15 protein-coding genes are annotated in these 17,873 nt (G+C 40.4%); 13 read left to right on the top strand and 2 right to left on the bottom strand.

Annotated elements, in window-relative coordinates; translation table 11 throughout:
* The first annotated feature begins 30 nt into the window (after positions 1-30).
* From pabC to ACJJVX_RS15150, 7 genes are read left to right on the top strand one after another with little or no spacing between them, the layout of a single operon-like run.
* Positions 31-855, top strand: coding sequence for an aminodeoxychorismate lyase (gene pabC, locus ACJJVX_RS15180; RefSeq protein ID WP_405632214.1), 825 nt, complete (start codon positions 31-33; stop codon positions 853-855).
* Positions 849-1,844 (top strand): endolytic transglycosylase MltG, encoded by a 996-nt coding sequence (mltG, locus tag ACJJVX_RS15175; protein ID WP_054203563.1) that lies wholly within the window; start codon positions 849-851, stop codon positions 1,842-1,844. Before pabC ends, mltG begins: the two co-directional genes overlap by 7 nt.
* Positions 1,845-1,903: 59 nt before the next feature.
* The gene (gene tmk, locus ACJJVX_RS15170; protein WP_054203564.1) at positions 1,904-2,533 is read left to right on the top strand and encodes a dTMP kinase; all 630 of its coding nucleotides are present in this window, start codon (positions 1,904-1,906) and stop codon (positions 2,531-2,533) included.
* 1 nt (position 2,534) lies between these two features.
* On the top strand, positions 2,535-3,431 hold the full coding sequence (gene holB, locus ACJJVX_RS15165; protein WP_054203565.1) for a DNA polymerase III subunit delta': 897 nt from the start codon (positions 2,535-2,537) through the stop codon (positions 3,429-3,431).
* 8 nt (positions 3,432-3,439) lie between these two features.
* The gene (locus tag ACJJVX_RS15160; protein WP_054203566.1) at positions 3,440-3,766 is read left to right on the top strand and encodes a PilZ domain-containing protein; all 327 of its coding nucleotides are present in this window, start codon (positions 3,440-3,442) and stop codon (positions 3,764-3,766) included.
* A gap of 11 nt (positions 3,767-3,777) precedes the next feature.
* Entirely contained in the window at positions 3,778-4,557 is a 780-nt protein-coding gene (locus ACJJVX_RS15155; RefSeq protein WP_054203567.1) for a TatD family hydrolase, read from the top strand.
* A 6-nt stretch (positions 4,558-4,563) separates the two neighbouring features.
* Positions 4,564-6,417, top strand: a complete 1,854-nt coding sequence (locus tag ACJJVX_RS15150; protein ID WP_405632208.1) for a metallophosphatase — start codon at positions 4,564-4,566, stop codon at positions 6,415-6,417.
* Here ACJJVX_RS15150 and ACJJVX_RS15145 read toward each other — a convergent pair.
* The gene (locus ACJJVX_RS15145; protein ID WP_054203569.1) at positions 6,414-7,238 is read right to left on the bottom strand and encodes a polysaccharide deacetylase family protein; all 825 of its coding nucleotides are present in this window, start codon (positions 7,236-7,238) and stop codon (positions 6,414-6,416) included. The genes ACJJVX_RS15150 and ACJJVX_RS15145 overlap by 4 nt on opposite strands.
* Positions 7,239-7,588: 350 nt before the next feature.
* Positions 7,589-9,025 (bottom strand): 16S rRNA (cytosine(1407)-C(5))-methyltransferase RsmF, encoded by a 1,437-nt coding sequence (gene rsmF, locus ACJJVX_RS15140; protein ID WP_054203570.1) that lies wholly within the window; start codon positions 9,023-9,025, stop codon positions 7,589-7,591.
* 265 nt (positions 9,026-9,290) lie between these two features.
* Between rsmF and ACJJVX_RS15135 the strand changes: the two genes are divergently transcribed.
* The 6 genes from ACJJVX_RS15135 to ACJJVX_RS15110 all read left to right on the top strand — a co-directional run bounded on the left by ACJJVX_RS15135 (position 9,291) and on the right by ACJJVX_RS15110 (position 17,811).
* Positions 9,291-9,995, top strand: coding sequence for a GntR family transcriptional regulator (locus ACJJVX_RS15135; protein WP_405632205.1), 705 nt, complete (start codon positions 9,291-9,293; stop codon positions 9,993-9,995).
* Positions 9,996-10,071: 76 nt separating this feature from the next.
* On the top strand, positions 10,072-10,944 hold the full coding sequence (prpB, locus tag ACJJVX_RS15130) for a methylisocitrate lyase (RefSeq protein WP_405632202.1): 873 nt from the start codon (positions 10,072-10,074) through the stop codon (positions 10,942-10,944).
* Between the two features lie 38 nt (positions 10,945-10,982).
* Entirely contained in the window at positions 10,983-12,107 is a 1,125-nt protein-coding gene (gene prpC / locus ACJJVX_RS15125) for a 2-methylcitrate synthase (RefSeq protein WP_054203573.1), read from the top strand.
* Between the two features lie 145 nt (positions 12,108-12,252).
* Positions 12,253-14,859: a Fe/S-dependent 2-methylisocitrate dehydratase AcnD gene (gene acnD / locus ACJJVX_RS15120; protein ID WP_405632199.1), complete on the top strand. Its 2,607-nt coding sequence runs from the start codon at positions 12,253-12,255 to the stop codon at positions 14,857-14,859.
* Between the two features lie 9 nt (positions 14,860-14,868).
* Positions 14,869-16,041 (top strand): 2-methylaconitate cis-trans isomerase PrpF, encoded by a 1,173-nt coding sequence (prpF, locus tag ACJJVX_RS15115; protein WP_405632196.1) that lies wholly within the window; start codon positions 14,869-14,871, stop codon positions 16,039-16,041.
* Positions 16,042-16,215: 174 nt separating this feature from the next.
* On the top strand, positions 16,216-17,811 hold the full coding sequence (locus ACJJVX_RS15110; RefSeq protein ID WP_054203576.1) for a hypothetical protein: 1,596 nt from the start codon (positions 16,216-16,218) through the stop codon (positions 17,809-17,811).
* Positions 17,812-17,873: the final 62 nt, after the last annotated feature.

Raw genomic sequence — 17,873 nt, 5'->3', positions numbered from 1 at the left:
GTTGTTACTGGGTTTTTTTATATGCAAAATATGCCTAAAAAAATAATTCAAATAATAAAAAAAGCCTCCAAAGAGCAATCAGCCACGATAAGCAGTCAAGACCGCGGCTTTAATTATGGGGATGGCTTTTTTACCACCGCTAAAGTGCAGGATGGTCAAGTGGTCCATTGGCCACTTCATCGAATGCGTTTAATTGAATGCGCAATGCGATTAGGCTTTAGCGAATTAGACTTTGTGCAGCTGGAATCAGAGATTACTGATTATATCGCCACAACAGCACTGGGCGTACTAAAAATTGTCGTAACGCGAGGCAGTGGTGGCCGAGGATATGGTTTACCTGAGTTACCACAGTCACTTATTATACTATCGCAGCTACCTTTTCCTGCCAGTTATCCTTTGCTTGCACAACAAGGCATTAAATTAGCTATCAGCACGGTGCAATTAGCATCGCAACCTTTATTTGCAGGTTTAAAAACCTTAAATCGCTTAGAGCAGGTGATGATAAAACAGGCCATGGCGCATCAAACATGTGATGATGTGATCGTGTTAGATTATAATAATTTTGTGATAGAAACCTCCGCAGCAAACATAGTTGCCATTAATAAAGGCTGCGTCTTTAGTCCTAATTTGAAAAACTGCGGTATTCGGGGGGTTTATCTGCAATCTCTGTGTGATAAATTACCCGTGCAATTTATTGATATGACACTTGAGGAATTACAGCAAATGGAAGCTGTTTTTATTTGTAATAGCCTAATGGGTATTGTGCCTGTGACAGCGATCAATAATATAAAATATGAATTATCCACCAGTGTAGCCTTACTGGAAGATTTATTACTCAAGGAGTCAGCGTGTTAAAAGTGATTATCACGGTCGTATTATTGGCATTATTTGTCACTGGTATTGGCTACCAACAGTTGCAAACGACAATTAATAGTCCATTAAAAACGCCTCAAAACACGCTATTTGAAGTGAAAAAAGGCACGGGTTTTAACCAACTATGTCAGCAATGGCAGGCCAAACAGTGGTTAAAAGATTGCTTTCGTTATCAAGTACTCGCTAAATTGGACCCAACATTAACTGATTTAAAAGCGGGCTTATATCAACTTGATACAGGCACCGTTTTAGATAATATTCGCCGTATTAACCAAGGTAAGCAGGCCAGCTTTAGTTTTACAATTATTGAAGGGCAATCATTGCGCGAAGTGTTAGCAGCAATTAGTCACGCAGAGTACCTTCGTAATGACTTAATACTTGATGAGCTATCTCAGCAAGTTTTAGGCTCAGATAAACATTTAGAAGGGTGGCTGTTTCCTGATACCTATCATTATCATGCTAATGATACTGCCAGCTCGGTGCTTAAGCGTGCGCATAAGATAATGCAAAGTGTGCTTGATGAAGCGTGGCAAAATAAAGCTCCTAACTTACCTTTAAAGTCTGCTTACGAAGTATTAATCATGGCGTCCATTATTGAAAAAGAAACAGGTCTTGCTAGCGAACGGCCATTAATCGCATCTGTGTTTACTAACCGATTAAACACAAAAATGCGCTTGCAAACGGACCCCACTGTGATTTATGGCATAGGCGCTGATTTTGATGGCGATATTAAACGCAAAGATTTAACGACTTATACGCCGTATAATACCTATAAAATAAATGGTTTACCGCCAACGCCTATTGCAATGCCATCAAAACCTGCAATTTTTGCTGCGGTTAATCCACCAAAATCTGAGTTTGTGTATTTTGTGGCAAAAGGTGATGGCAGCCACCAATTTTCAAAAACGCTAAAAGAGCATAATAAAGCGGTACAAGATTACTTGCGTTATCAAAAGCAGTTAAACAAATAGATTAAAAAATATAAAACGAGAAAGCCTACTAATGCTTTTTCAAACAAAAAAGAGAAACCATGACAGCAGCAAAATTTATTGTGATTGAAGGCTTAGAAGGCGCCGGAAAATCAACCGCTATAGCAATTTGCCAACAGTTTTTAGCGCAGCATGGCGTTGATTTTATCAATGTAAGAGAGCCCGGTGGTACCCCCATTGCTGAAGCACTGCGTAGTATCGTAAAAGACAATCACGACGAAGAGATTGCCAGCGAGACGGAGCTTTTGATCATGTATGCTGCTCGTTCTCAACTGTTGCACAATGTTATACGTCCAGCGATGGCAAAAGGACAATGGGTACTAGGTGATCGTCATGATTTATCATCGCAAGCGTATCAGGGCGGTGGGCGTGAAATTGCTTCAAACACTTTGGACTCCCTTGCTAGTATTGTATTAAAAGGTTTAAAACCTGATTTAACCATTTATTTGGATATTGACCCTGCTATTGGCCTTGCTCGTGCTAAAGGACGCGGTGAGCTTGATCGTATAGAACAACAAGCCTTAAGTTTTTTTGAACGTACACGCACACGCTATTTAGAATTAGCAAAGTGTGACGACAGCATTGAGACCGTAAATGCACAGCAAAGTATCGAACGAGTACATCAAGATATTATCACTGTGCTAGATCAGTTTATTAAAAGTAACCATTAAAATGATTTATCCTTGGCTTAGTCATGTTGAACAACAATTAGCAGCAAGTTTTAACGCAGGACGCTTTCATCATGGACAATTATTGAATGGCCAGCAAGGTGTGGGTAAGCGTGCCTTAGTTGAACAATTAGCGAATGCATTATTGTGTTCATCGGCTAATAACTTAGTGCCTTGTGGAAACTGCAAAAGCTGCCATCTCAATCAAGCTGTGACTCACCCGGACAAGTATGTAGTGCAAGCTGATGGGCAAAGTATTGGTGTAGATGATATTCGCAGTGTCAGTGATTTTATGAATCAGTCAGCGGCGCAAAATGCAAATAAAGTGGTTGTTATTAACGACTGTCATAAAATGACCACCGCAGCAGCAAATGCCCTGTTAAAAACCTTAGAAGAGCCAAGTCCGCGTCGGTTTTTATTATTGACCACGAGTGCGACAACACAACTGCCAGCGACTATTTTAAGCCGCTGTGCGCTAACGCAAGTAAAAGTTAGTGATGTAAATGCAGCAAAAATGTGGATTTCGCAGTTACAAATTCCTGCCTATGAATGGCTTTCTTTATTTACTCAACAGCCGTTACTCATTGAACGTTGGCAACAAGACGAACAGCTGGAAATGATTGATAAACTTTATAAGTTTGCAACTGAGCTTAAACAAGGCCATAATTTCACCGCGTTGGTTGATATCATTAGTAAAGATACAGAGCGTGTTCGGGTATTTTGTTTATTTTTAAGTGAACAATTAAAACAACAACTCATTGCTGGAATGGATTTTGACTCGTATCAAAATGCGCAGAGCGCATTAGCGGAGTTTGTCCAAAACAGCACACAGATACTTGGATTGAATTTGCCTTTGGCTGTTTCTCGATTAGCGTATCGTTTACGCCAAAGCTATAAATAGGATTGATTGTGCAAGAATTATTAGTCGATTTAGATGATCTAGATGAATTATACCGCTGCTATATGCCGTATTTAAAAACCGGCGGGCTATTTGTACGCACTAATATGCGTTATGAAATGGGCCATTCACTGGCATTAAAAGTGACCTTACCTGATGCATTAGAAGATGATGTCATTACGGGGAAAGTTGCGTGGATCACACCCCAAGGCGCGCAAAGTTCTAACCCACCAGGAATAGGGATTAGTTTTATCGATGATAAAACCAATCTTAATGCGAAGATCGAAAAACTACTAGGGACTATGTTAAACTCTGGTAATCCAACTTATACCATGTAGTAAGCAGTAACGTGATTGTAGATTCTCATTGCCATTTAGACCGTCTCGATTTTGATAAACTCGATTTAAACTTAGACCAAGTGCTTGATAGTGCAAGGGCTAAACAGGTAGAACACTTTTTGTGTGTCAGTGTAACGCTTGATCAATTTCCATCTATGTTGGAAAAAATTCAAGGTTACAGTGATGTATCAGCGTCTTGCGGTGTACACCCGCTAGATCAAAAAGATGCGTTAGATAAACAACGTTTAATAGATTTAGCGAGCCATGAAAAAGTAGTGGCTATTGGTGAAACCGGCCTTGATTATTATTACGCGAAAGATACGCATGCTGTACAACAAGCAAGTTTTGTCGGTCATATTGAAGTAGCGAATGAGCTGCAAAAACCGCTGATTATTCACACTCGTGATGCCCGAGAAGACACTATCAACCTGATGCGCGCACACAATGCAGAAAAATGTGGTGGCGTATTACACTGCTTTACAGAAGATTGGGATATGGCAAAAAAAGCCATTGATTTAGGTTTTTATATTTCTATCTCTGGCATTGTGACATTTAAAAATGCAGTAGAACTTAAAGACGTAGTTAAACAAATACCGTTAGATAGATTGTTGATTGAAACAGATTCGCCGTATTTAGCGCCAGTGCCTTATCGTGGCAAAACCAATCAGCCTGCTTATGTGCAAGATGTTGCTTATTACATTGCCGATTTAAAAGGTATTAGCTACAAAGAGTTAGCGACTGCCACTACAAATAATTTTTATTCATTATTTAATTTAGTGAACAAAGGATAATTAAGCATGAGTGATGCATCACTTCCTCTTTTATTAATGGGGCCGATGGTGCGCCGCGCAGATGCTGCTGAAGTTTGCATACAATTTGCCACATCTGTGGCATCACAGTATCGTATAGAGTTTGATAAAATAGACACCTTCAGCGAGCATCATAGCGTTGCTTTAGGTGCTCATCTTTATTTGCATTTTGTAATAATAAAGCCTGTGGTTGCCACACTCCCCATTGATAAATTGATAAGCTATCGCTTATTTAACGACTCTGCGGAGGTGGATTTAAGTGTTTTTTGCTACCAAGGTAAGGCAACCCCTGAGTTTGTAATTCCACATACACTCGAGCAGATATTACATGGTTCATGTCGTAATCCGCATCATCCAGCAAAAGACAGCTTAGTTGCAGCGAATGATTTTCAACAGCAAAATCGCAGTAATAGCAAAGCGGGGGCTGATATTTTATTACTATCAGGCGATCAGGTTTACGCAGATGACGTTGCCGGCGCCATGCTAATTGCGATATATAGGCTGATTGATTTACTCGGTATTTATAAAGAACAACCCCTTGATATAGCACTGCCTGAAAAATTAACCGACCAACTCTATCAGCGGCACCTATTTTTGCCTAAAGTGCCTTGGCAGCAACGCAGTAAAATAGGCGTAGGGTATTGGCTAAAAAAAGATGAGCCGCATTTTTCAAGTTTAAAAGCAGCCAATCACTTAATTGCGTTTGAAGAGTTTATAGCGCTGTACTTGCTTAATTTTAGTTCGATTGTATGGGCGCATATCAGTATAGATACCATTACTTATCGAGCATCAAGCAATAAATGCCAACAGATATTTGAAAGCGAAAAGCAGGCCTTAGTCGGCTTTAGTGAAGGTTTAAAAGATGTGCAGGTGTTATTTGCAAACGTATCCACTTTAATGATGTTTGATGATCACGACGTGACCGATGATTGGAATTTAACAGCAGGGTGGGAGCAGTTGATTTATCAACACCCAGTAAGTCGGCGTATTATTAATAATGGTTTGATCAGTTACTGGTTAATCCAAGGCTTTGGTAATGATGCAGGTAAGAAAACAGCTGTTTTACTCGATGAATTTAAAGCAAGTTTGACTGAGCAAAAACAGTGGCACTTTAAAGCATTTGATAAAACCATACTGGAATTTAACCATTGGCATTATGAGCTTAACACTGTACCAAAGGTGGTGGTGTTAGATACTCGTACTCATCGTTGGCGTAATGAACAAAACTTTAATGAACCCTCAGGCTTACTTGATTGGGAACGACTCATGGAGCTTGAAGCAAGCTTACTTACGCATGAGCAAGTGATTATCGTTTCACCTGCGCCGGTGTTTGGGGTTAAATCAATAGAGGCAATTCAAGCATTATTTAATATGTGTGGGCAGCCATTATTAGTTGATGTTGAAAACTGGATGGCCCATGAAGGCTCAGCTAAAAAATTACTCGATACCTTTCGCCGCGACGACACTCCAAAAGAAACGCTGATATTATCAGGCGATGTACATTATTCGTTTTGCTTTTCAGTGCAAAAACGCTTTGGCAAACATCCGAATCGGATCTGGCAACTTACCGCCAGTGGCATTAAAAATGAATTTCCGCGAAAATTAATTAATATACTCGATAAGCTCGATTCAATTTTATATTCACCGAAAAGCCCATTAAATTTCTTTACGAAACGTTGGCATATGGAAGTTGATAAACACCAAACAATAGGTGATGGACAAAAGTACCTTGTGAGCGACTCTGCTATTAGCTTAATTGATTTAAAGCAAGGGAAGTTGGCGCGTTATCAGTTACTTCATCCCGATAATCGCACCACAGAATTTGATTTAACGAATGATTAGTCGATTGATTTACGCTGTTTTTTTACATAATCGCCAACATTACTTACCGTATCGAGCCAGTAGCCATTTTTTGGGTCTTTAAAGTAGATAATAAGCTGCTCTAAAACTTTCGCATCCGTTGAATACTGGCTTTTTTCGCCAATATCGTGGCCTGCTAAAATTAACCACGCATTATTGTTACGTAATTGCTCAGTCATAGTAATGACTTCATCAAAGCTCATACCATCAATTCGCAGACCCGTTAGTTGTGCAAAGTCAGTAAAGTTAGGATTATTAGCAGACTCGTCTAACCAGGTTCGGCCACTATCAAAATGTTTGGCAATTAAAGGTACGTAGCTTTTGGTCTTTATGCCGCGACCAACAAAGGTGTTCCCGCAAGGGTAGGCAAATGCTCGCGGGGTAACGTCTAAATGCTTCGCGAGGTATTGTTGCGCACTTAGTATATCGTTTTCTAACCACTCAAGTGTCGTTTGTTCAAGTGATAAACCTTGTTTTCTAAGCCACTCAAAATTACCTGTGCAAACGTGGCTGCTAGTGTGATTAGCGATTTCATGGCCAGCTTTAGCTGCTTTTTGCCATTTCTTAAGGCGCTTTTCAACATTAAATGGGGATACGTAAAAAGTCGCTTTTACATTGTGCTTATTGAGTATGGTAGTGCCTACATCGACTTGACTTTCTCTTGCATCATCGAAGGTAATACTCACCGCATTTTGTGCTTTGTCTGGATAGGTAAAACCTAGGTATTTTGTTGAGTCTTGTGCAAAACAGGAGGCGCTTGTTAATAAATAAGCAATAGAGATGAAAGTGAATGGCTTAGGCATAGTAATTCCTTTGAGTTAGCTTTTTACCTATAAAAACAACAAAGCACACATAAGGCAATAGAAAACTACATGTTTAAAAAAGTTTTACGCTTTTATTGCTTTTAGATAAAAAATGCCCAGAACGAATCTGCATTGTTCTGGGCTTAGGGGTGGCTCTTGACGAGCCTGCGCTAACTTGGGAACACCTTCTAAATTCATTAAGGGAGAAGTAGAAAGTAATATTAAGTGTAGTTAACATATGTAAAAAGACACAATAAAATGAGTGATTTTTATACTGCTTTTAAAACAATGGTTTGTATTAAAATAAAGTAAAAAATAAAACTTTATGTTTTTGTTATTAACATTTCTTCTTACCAAACAATTAATTGCGTATTTTGCACTAAATCTCGTGGCAATGAATTTTTGATTTTATTTTTTTGCCATTTACCTAATCCTATTGGGCAGCCGCACAACGTTAGTATTACTTCTCCTAATGTACTCGTTGGTTCAGTTAAACGAATATCTTTACCTTGAAAGTAATCATTGGCTTGTTCGTTAGTTAGCGCATAGACGTTTTTTGAACATTGTCCGCCAAACACAGTGGCAAATTCATGATTAAGACGAACCCCATTTTTGTGGATCATGCCAAGGTGTATACCTAAGCGAGCGTATTTTATTTTATTTTCAATGGCATCAAATTCCTCAGGAAATAACCACAATTCTTTATCGCGTTGCATTAAGCTGCCAGAAAGAGGTTGCACAGCAAATTGTTTTTTAAGTTCGCTATTAAATGCCAAGGCTGCTTTTTTATCATAAGGTTGAAAAGGGAAAGCGCCTTTTTTAACTTTTTGATTAGGGTTATCGCAGCTACCCAGCTTTTTAAATTTGGCAATAAAAAAACCTTCGCTGTCGAAAGTTTGTGGCCAAACGTGTAAGTAACCCTCAGACGTTGTAGCGAGCTCTGCGCCGGTAAATAAATCATCTAATGGGTGTACTTCTAGCAGCTCTGGAAATTCGCTTAGCAAGTAGTCACACACTTGCTGATTTTCTAGCGGTGTTAAAGTACAGGTTGAGTACACTAAAGTGCCGCCGGGTTTTAACGCATAAAAGGCGCTTTTAATTAAGTTTTTTTGTACTTTAGCAATATCAATATTTGATTCAATGGACCAGTTTTTTAGTGCATCAGCATCTTTACGAACGGTACCTTCACCTGAGCAGGGAGCATCAAGCAAAATACTATCAAAGCACTCATACATGTAATCACCAAAAATAGCACCATCAAAATGTGAGAGTGCACAATTGCCCACCCCCATGCGTTTTAATGTCGCGCTGAGTACTTTTAAGCGAGATGACGACAATTCATTAGCAACCAAAACACCTTGGTTATTCATTAGTGCGGCAAGTTGTGAGGTTTTAGAGCCTGGGGCTGATGCCATATCAAGCACATGTGTTGCATCAATTAATGACTCTTTGAGTGCCATTGGTGGCAGCATTGAGCTGGCTTCTTGAACATACATGGCACCACTTAGGTGTAAGTCAGTGTTCCCTAAGGCTAATGCTTGCTCTTCTTTTTCAGGGCGTACTAACCAAAAACCTTCGCTACACCATGGGATCGCCGTTAATTGCCAGCCTTTTTCTTTGGCTGCCAGCTTAAAATCCTCAACTGACATTTTTAGAGTATTAACGCGTACAGATTTGCGCAGGGGTCTGCGACAGGCACTGAGAAAGTCATCGAGTGTTAGGTGCGCTGGTAAATAGGTGTTTACGTCATCTATAAAAGGCTGGGGGATATAGGTATTGGCGTCCAAGACTAAGCTCACAGAGAATTTTAAAGGTGTATTCTATCATTATTACTGGCACTGAGGGTCGCCTTAAATAAAATTTTATGGTTGTTATTCCTGTCGACATTTACTGGTTTTTTATTTGCATTTTGAGCTTTTAAATATAGTTATCTATTTTTATGTCGACAATAGTCGGTTTTAAACACTCTTTTTGGTGATTTAGGCTTGACACATTTTCAGCAAAAGACCATAGTGTAGTCATTAATTGTCGACAATCTTAGAGAAGTATTAAATGACGCAAGACGCTTTTAGCAAAACACCTATTACCACAGCTTCCGATCAAGTGTTTGTGGATATGCGTCGTGAAATTGTCGAAGGTACGATAGAGCAAGGCAGCAAAATCTCAGAGCCTGAACTGGCAAAGCGCTATGGGGTAAGTCGTGCGACATTACGCGAAGCATTAAACCGCCTTGAAAGTTGCTATTTAGTTGAGCGCAAAGCCAATGTGGGTTGTCGCGTGGTGGCCCTTACTGCAGAGCGTTTGATAGAAGTATACGAAGTGCGCAGTGCCCTTGAAGGCTTAGCTTGTCGATTAGCTGCCGACAATATGGCAGCAGATGAAGTGCAAAGCTTAAAACAATTACTTAATCAACATCTACACACTCAGCGAGTAAAAGAGGGCGAGTCGTACTATCAAGAAGCGGGTGATTTGGATTTTCATTATCGCATTATTAAAGGTAGTAAAAACGAGCATCTTATTCATCTACTGAGTAATGGGCTTTATCAGCTAATTCGTATGTATCGTGTGCAAATGGGCATGGTTGGCCCGCGAGTATCAAAAGCGTTTGATGAGCACTTAGCAATCATTAATGCGATTGAAAGCCACGATGGTGAATTAGCTGAGCTATTAATGAAACGCCACATCAGTGCATCGCAAGCAAATGTTCAAAACAAATTTGATTTATTGGCTGCACAAAAAAGTGCAGTCAATAAATAACTAATAGCAAAATTGTCATAGTTAAAATTTAAAAATAGAGTCTGCCTCGAGCAGCTACCGTTCAAAGGAGACAGCAATGTCAGCAGGATCAAAGTTTAAACAGGCGATAGCGAATAACCACCCACTGCAAGTGGTAGGAACTATTAACGCGTACACAGCAATGATGGCTGAAAAAATGGGCCACCAAGCAATTTACTTATCAGGTGCAGGTGTTGCCAATGCCTCATATGGTATGCCAGATTTAGGTATGACCAGCCTTGATAATGTACTTGAAGATATTCGTCGTATTACTGGTGCAAGCGATTTACCGCTACTTGTTGATGCTGATACCGGTTGGGGCGGGGCATTTAATATTGCACGCACAGTCAAAGAAATGACCAAAGCAGGTGCGGCAGGTTTTCATATTGAAGACCAAGTTGCGCAAAAGCGTTGCGGCCATCGCCCAAATAAAGAAATTGTTTCTCAAGGTGAAATGGTTGACCGTATTAAAGCGGCCGTTGATGCAAAAACTGACAGCAATTTTTACATTATGGCGCGCACCGATGCATTCCAAAAAGAAGGCTTAAATGCCGCAATTGACCGTGCAGCCGCCTGTGTTGAAGCGGGTGCTGATGCAATTTTTGCTGAAGCAGTCCACGACCTTGCTGATTATCAAGCATTTTCTAAAGCGATTAACGTACCCGTTTTGGCAAATATTACTGAATTTGGTCAAACGCCTATTTACACTAAAGAGCAGTTATCAGATGTTGGCGTTCAAATGGTGCTTTACCCACTAAGTGCATTTAGAGCGATGAATAAAGCGGCGCTTAATGTGTACTCTGCTATTTTAAATGAAGGCTCGCAACAAAGCCAAATTGAAAACATGCAAACCCGTGCTGAACTTTATGACTTTTTAGATTATCACACGTATGAAAATACCCTTGATAATCTTTTTTCAGCAAATAAATAATCCCAATTATAAGAACAACAAAATTTAGGAGAATACTCATGGTCGATAAAGCATTAGGTGGTGCAGGTTTACGTGGTCAAGTAGCAGGTCAAACAGCATTGTGCACAGTAGGACAAACAGGGTCAGGTTTAACGTATTGTGGTTACGATATCGCAGAGCTGGCTGAAAAAGCGCAATTTGAAGAAGTGTCGTTTTTACTTTCACGTGGCGAATTGCCAACGTCTTCAGAACTTGCTGAATATAAAGCTAAATTAAAAAGCTTACGTGGTTTGCCAGCGGCACTTAAAACCGTGCTTGAAAACATTCCAAAAGATGCTCACCCAATGGATGTAATGCGTACAGGTTGCTCTATGCTGGGTAATCTTGAAATGGAAAATGATTTTAGCGAAGCAAATGATGCAATTGATCGTATGGTTGCCGTATTCCCAAGTATTATTTGCTACTGGTATCGCTTTACCCATGATGGCGTTCGCATTGAAACACACACTGATGATGACTCAGTTGGCGCACATTTTTTAACACTACTACACGATAAAGCACCGTCAGAACTGTTTGCACAAGTGATGAATGTGTCACTGATTTTATATGCAGAGCATGAGTTTAATGCCTCAACCTTTACCGGTCGTGTGTGTGCATCAACACTATCTGATATTCATTCATGTGTAACTGGTGCAATTGGTACGTTACGCGGTCCATTACACGGCGGCGCAAATGAAGCGGCAATGGATTTAATTGAAGGCCTTACTGATGCCGATCACGCAGAGCAAGAAATTATGGGCATGCTTGCGCGTAAAGATAAAATCATGGGCTTTGGTCATGCCATTTATCGTGAGTCTGATCCACGTAATGTGATCATTAAAAAATGGTCTGAAAAACTAGCTGCTGAAGTCGGCGACAATGTACTTTATCCAGTATCAGTACGCTGTGAAGAAGTCATGTGGCGTGAGAAAAAGTTATTCTGTAACGCTGATTTTTTTCATGCATCGACCTATCACTTTATGGGTATTCCAACTAAGTTATTTACCCCTATTTTTGTGATGAGTCGTGTAACTGGTTGGACTGCTCATGTAAAAGAGCAACGTGCTAACAACCGTATTATCCGCCCAAGTGCCGATTACACTGGGCCAGATGCGCGCAGTTATACACCAATCGAATCACGTTAAGACCAAAAGGGTGGGCGTTCAAGCGCTCACCTTTTCTTTTTGCACATTTTAATTGTACATAGTTTTTAAGGCTTCTTCTTTTTCACACTTTCCTTAAACACACTATACGTGTGCAACCACCGTCACCTATTAGCGAACTTTTATTATGACCATTATTAATAACACCAAATATCGAAAACCGTTACCAAACAGTAATGTAGATTACTTTGATGTCGAAACCGCCGTTGATGACATTAAGCCAGGTGCATACGCTACCTTGCCTTACACATCACGCGTATTAGCAGAGAACTTAGTGCGCCGCTGTGATCCAGACATGCTAACCGCAGCATTGTCGCAGCTGATTGAGCGTAAACAAGATTTAGATTTTCCGTGGTACCCAGCACGCGTAGTATGTCACGATATTTTAGGGCAAACCGCATTGGTTGATTTAGCAGGCTTGCGTGATGCCATTGCAGCAAAAGGCGGCGATCCGGCGAAAGTAAATCCAGTCGTACCAACACAGTTAATTGTAGATCACTCATTGGCAGTGGAACACGCAGGTTTTGATCCTGATGCATTTGAAAAAAACCGCGCCATAGAAGACAGACGAAACGATGACCGTTTTCACTTTATTAACTGGACAAAAACGGCCTTTAAAAATATTGATGTGATCCCACCGGGTAACGGCATCATGCATCAAATCAACCTTGAAAAAATGTCGCCAGTGATCCAAAACCGCGATGGTATTGCTTTTCCAGATACCCTTGTTGGTACAGATAGCCACACACCACATGTCGATGCACTTGGCGTAATTGCAGTCGGTGTTGGTGGTCTCGAAGCTGAAAGTGTGATGCTTGGTCGCGCCTCTTATATGCGCCTGCCAGACATCGTAGGTGTTGAGCTCACTGGTAAGCGCCAACCGGGTATTACTGCAACGGATATCGTACTTGCTATCACCGAATTTTTACGCGAACAACGCGTTGTATCAACTTATTTAGAGTTTTATGGCGAAGGTGCTGACGCATTAACATTAGGCGATCGTGCAACCATTTCAAATATGACACCAGAATTTGGTGCCACTGCTGCGATGTTTTATATCGATCAAATGACCATTGATTATTTGCGCTTAACAGGGCGTGAAGAAGAGCAAATTGCGCTTGTTGAAAATTATGCTAAAACTACCGGGCTTTGGAGCGATAGTCTAAAAACAGCGCAGTACGAACGTGTACTAACCTTTGATTTATCAAGTGTAGGGCGTAATATTGCAGGTCCTTCAAATCCACATCGCCGTGTTTCTACCCGTGATTTGGCTGCAAAAGGTATTTCAGGTGTAGTCGAGAACGAAGTCGGTTTAATGCCCGATGGTGCCTGTATTATTGCAGCTATCACCAGTTGTACTAATACCAGTAATCCACGTAACGTGATTGCCGCAGGTTTAATTGCCCGTAACGCAAACGCGAAAGGTTTAAGTCGTAAACCGTGGGTTAAAACCTCACTCGCGCCGGGTTCAAAGGCGGTGCAATCATACCTTGAAGACGCCAAATTATTGTCAGAACTTGAGCAGCTTGGTTTTGGTATTGTTGGTTTTGCATGTACGACGTGTAATGGCATGAGTGGCGCGCTTGATCCGGTTATTCAACAAGAAGTGATTGACCGTGATTTATACGCCACGGCAGTACTTTCGGGTAATCGTAATTTTGATGGTCGTATTCATCCTTATGCAAAACAAGCGTTTTTAGCGTCTCCTCCGTTAGTGGTGGCCTATGCCATTGCTGGAACTATTCGTTTTGATATTGAAAAAGATGTACTTGGTCAAGATCAACAGGGTAATGACGTTACCCTTAAAGATATTTGGCCATCAGATGAAGAAATAGATGCCGTTATTAAGCAGAGTGTAAAACCAGAACAGTTTAAAAAAGTGTACGAGCCCATGTTTAATTTAACCGTTGATTACGGTGAAGATAACGACCCACTTTACGACTGGCGCGCACAAAGTACGTATATTCGCCGCCCACCTTATTGGGAAGGTGCATTAGCAGGTGAGCGGACTATGAAAGGGATGCGCGCTTTAGCAGTGCTTGGCGATAACATAACAACGGACCATTTATCACCATCAAATGCAATTATGGCCAGCAGCGCGGCGGGTGAATATCTCACTCATATGGGCGTACCAGAAGAAGATTTTAACTCGTACGCAACACACCGTGGCGATCACTTAACAGCGCAGCGCGCGACCTTTGCCAACCCTAAATTGCTTAACGAGATGGTGATTGAAAACGGTGAGATAAAGCAAGGCTCATTCGCTCGTGTTGAGCCAGAAGGCACGGTTACTCGTATGTGGGAAGCAATCGAAACGTACATGGCGCGTAAACAGCCGTTGATCATCGTTGCAGGTGCTGATTATGGTCAAGGTTCATCGCGTGATTGGGCAGCAAAAGGTGTACGCTTAGCGGGTGTTGAAGTCATAGCTGCAGAAGGCTTTGAGCGCATTCACCGTACTAACTTAATAGGGATGGGCGTATTACCACTTGAATTTAAAGCAGGCACGACTCGTAAAACCCTCAAACTTGATGGCAGTGAAAGTTATGATGTAACAGGTGAACTAACCCCTGGTGCAACGGTTAATTTAACCATAACTCGCACAGATGGCGAAGTGCTCAACGTGCCAACAAAATGCCGAATTGACACCCAAGAAGAGCTATCAATTTATGCCGCAGGGGGTGTGTTACAACGCTTTGCGCAAGATTTTTTAGAATCAACACAAAGCGCATAAGGAACAGTAATGACATTCAAACCACAAATTAAAGTGCCAGCTACCTATATGCGCGGTGGCACCAGTAAAGGTGTGTTTTTTAACCTTACAGACTTACCGGAGGCTGCCCAAGTGGCAGGCTCTGCGCGAGATGATTTATTACTGCGCGTTATCGGCAGTCCCGATCCCTATGCTAAGCAAACCGATGGTATGGGCGGGGCAACGTCAAGCACTAGTAAAACGGTAATTTTAAGCAAAAGTGAGCAGCCTGATCACGATGTTGATTACTTATTTGGCCAAGTAGCTATTGATAAGCCTTTTGTTGATTTCAGCGGCAATTGCGGTAATTTAACTTCAGCCGTAGGTGCATTTGCAATTAGTAATGGTCTTGTTGATAAAAGTCGTATTCCTGACAATGGCGTTGCCATAGTACGTGTTTGGCAAGCGAATATTAAAAAAACTATTTTAGTCCATGTGCCAATAACTAACAGTGAAGTACAAGAGACTGGCGATTTTGAACTTGATGGCGTGACGTTTCCTGCCGCAGAAGTAAAGCTAGAATTTATGGATCCTGCCGATGGTGACGGTGCGTTATTCCCAACGGGCAATGTGGTTGATGAGCTTGAAGTACCTGAATTTGGTGTACTTAAAGCGACTATGATCAACGCTGGCATCCCAACTATTTTTGTCAACGCAACAGATATCGGTTACACCGGCACCGAGCTGCAAGAGGATATTAACAATGATGACCAAGCACTGGCAAAGCTTGAATCCATTCGCGCTCATGGTGCAGTAAAAATGGGCTTGATCAGCCATATTAGTGAAGCGGCAGCACGTCAGCACACTCCAAAAGTGGCATTTGTAAATAAACCACTCACGTATATTGCATCAAGCAGCAAAGAAATTAACAGCAATGATATAGATTTATTAGTACGTGCTATGTCGATGGGTAAACTGCATCATGCCATGATGGGCACCGCAGCCGTAGCTATTGGCACAGCCGCCGCAATTAAAGGCACGTTAGTTAATATAGCCGCTGGTGGCGGACAATTAAGTGAAGTCAACTTTGGTCACCCTTCAGGCACCTTAAAAGTGGGCGCAAAAGCCACGCTCAATAATGGTAACTGGCAGGTTACTAAAGCCAGCATGAGCCGCAGCGCACGCGTATTAATGGAAGGCGTAGTGAGAGTGCCACACAGTTAAAATTTGTTATATTTTTAAAGGCTCTACAGGGCCTTTTTTAATACGTATAATACAGCATCTGAAATAATGATTAATAACCGACTTATTAACAACAAAATGATCACAAGCTTGTGATCCCCTTTTATTTTATTAAACCTTTTAATATTAAAGCCTAATAAATAATAAGGGTTAACAATGCTATCAGTTCAACAAACATTTCATACATCACATTTTCCTAATTTTGAATTTTTAACAAACACTTTTCCAGAGTTATTTCGTTTAGCAAGTGAAATGGAATACTACTACTCGCAAGATCATAGCTGTGCCTTGTTAAAAGCGCGGCTGTTTGCAGAGGTATGGTGCTATCGAGCTGCTGAATATGTAAACATTAAATTAACAGGAGATAGTGAGTTGTCTCATAAAATAACTCAACTAAAGCAATCATTATTACTCCCAGATTATATGATTGATGAACTTAATTTAATCCGTGAATATGCAAATCATGGCGTGCATGTTTCACAAGTACATCGTGGCGCTTTAAACTCTGTTGTGAGTGTAAGTAAAGCACAGGTTAAAATGGTGCATAAATCGGTCTTTGAATTAGCCCACTTTCTTAGTTTTCAATTAGCAAATGAAAAAAATGAACCTGTTATGTGGCAAGAACCTATTCTGGTTGACACTGTGTGTAATGTAAGTTTAGCTTTAAATGACAATCCAGACGCAAACCTTGCATTAGCGAAGCAAGCATATTTTCAATTAAGCTCGATAAAAAAAACGTCAAAAATCATACAGCAACCATCTAATAAAAAAGCATATAATCAATTGAGTAAAATTGATTTAGCCTACTGGATAGAGAGAGCGCATACCTTAAAAGCATTGGGTACATGGCAGCTTTATGCCCAAGCGTTTGAGCATAAATTTTTAGTTGAGTCTCAAACCATGAATGCACAATACTGCTATAAACAAGCAATAAAAGAATGCAGAACAGGTGAATCACATTTTTTATATGCAAACTTTTTAAGCGCAACAGGCGAAATGCAAAGAGCATGGACACTAGCTGAAGAATCCGCCAAGCGTGGCTATCATCAAGCCATTGTCGCCTTACAAAAAAAATATTACAAATCAGATATTAGTAAATATAATTATTGGGTTGAACAAGGTATAAAGTATAAAGAGATCAACTCATTTACTGTCTATGCTGCAAATAAACTCGAATTATGGCTAATAGATAAAGAAAACGATTTGGCAAAAAAACGAGCTCGTACGGCGTTAATTACAGCGCAAGCCACACAAGCTCCTGGTTCACACTACTTAAAAGCATTTTGTGATTATTTTGGTTATTGGGGGAAACAACCCAAAAAAGAATGTGTTAATGCATTAATTAAAGCGTACAAAAATTTACCGCTAACGATTCACTATCAAACACGTTTATTCAATATACTAAAAAACCATTCAAATCATCGAAAGTTAGCCATTGAAATGGGTTGTCTTGCTATAAAATTAGGGACATGTAAACAAAGTCAGCCTCAATTAAAATTTGATTTGGCTATGCAAATTAGAGACGAATTGGCAGGTAGTGGTCACGTAAAGAGTAGCTTTATGCTAAAAACGTTAATTAAAGAGTCAGCAAACCAAGGTTGTGAAAAAGCGATACAGTTTTTAAAATTGCCGATAGGAAAAGCTTTAATACGAGATAACTCAATCGTTGGTCATATAAGCACTTTTAAACAGCCCAATCGTAAAAAACAAAAAGTAGCAAAAAAACAAGCTAAAAAAGCTAGAAAGAAATAACGCTAATACACTACCTGAGGGTTAAGCAAAGCTGAATTTATATAATAACTAATACAAAACAA

This window comes from Pseudoalteromonas sp. Ld20 (assembly GCF_045064175.1).
Taxonomy (GTDB): Bacteria; Pseudomonadota; Gammaproteobacteria; order Enterobacterales; family Alteromonadaceae; genus Pseudoalteromonas; species Pseudoalteromonas neustonica.
The sequence above is the reverse complement of the archived record's forward strand: the minus strand, read 5'-3'. Positions and strand labels throughout refer to the sequence as shown.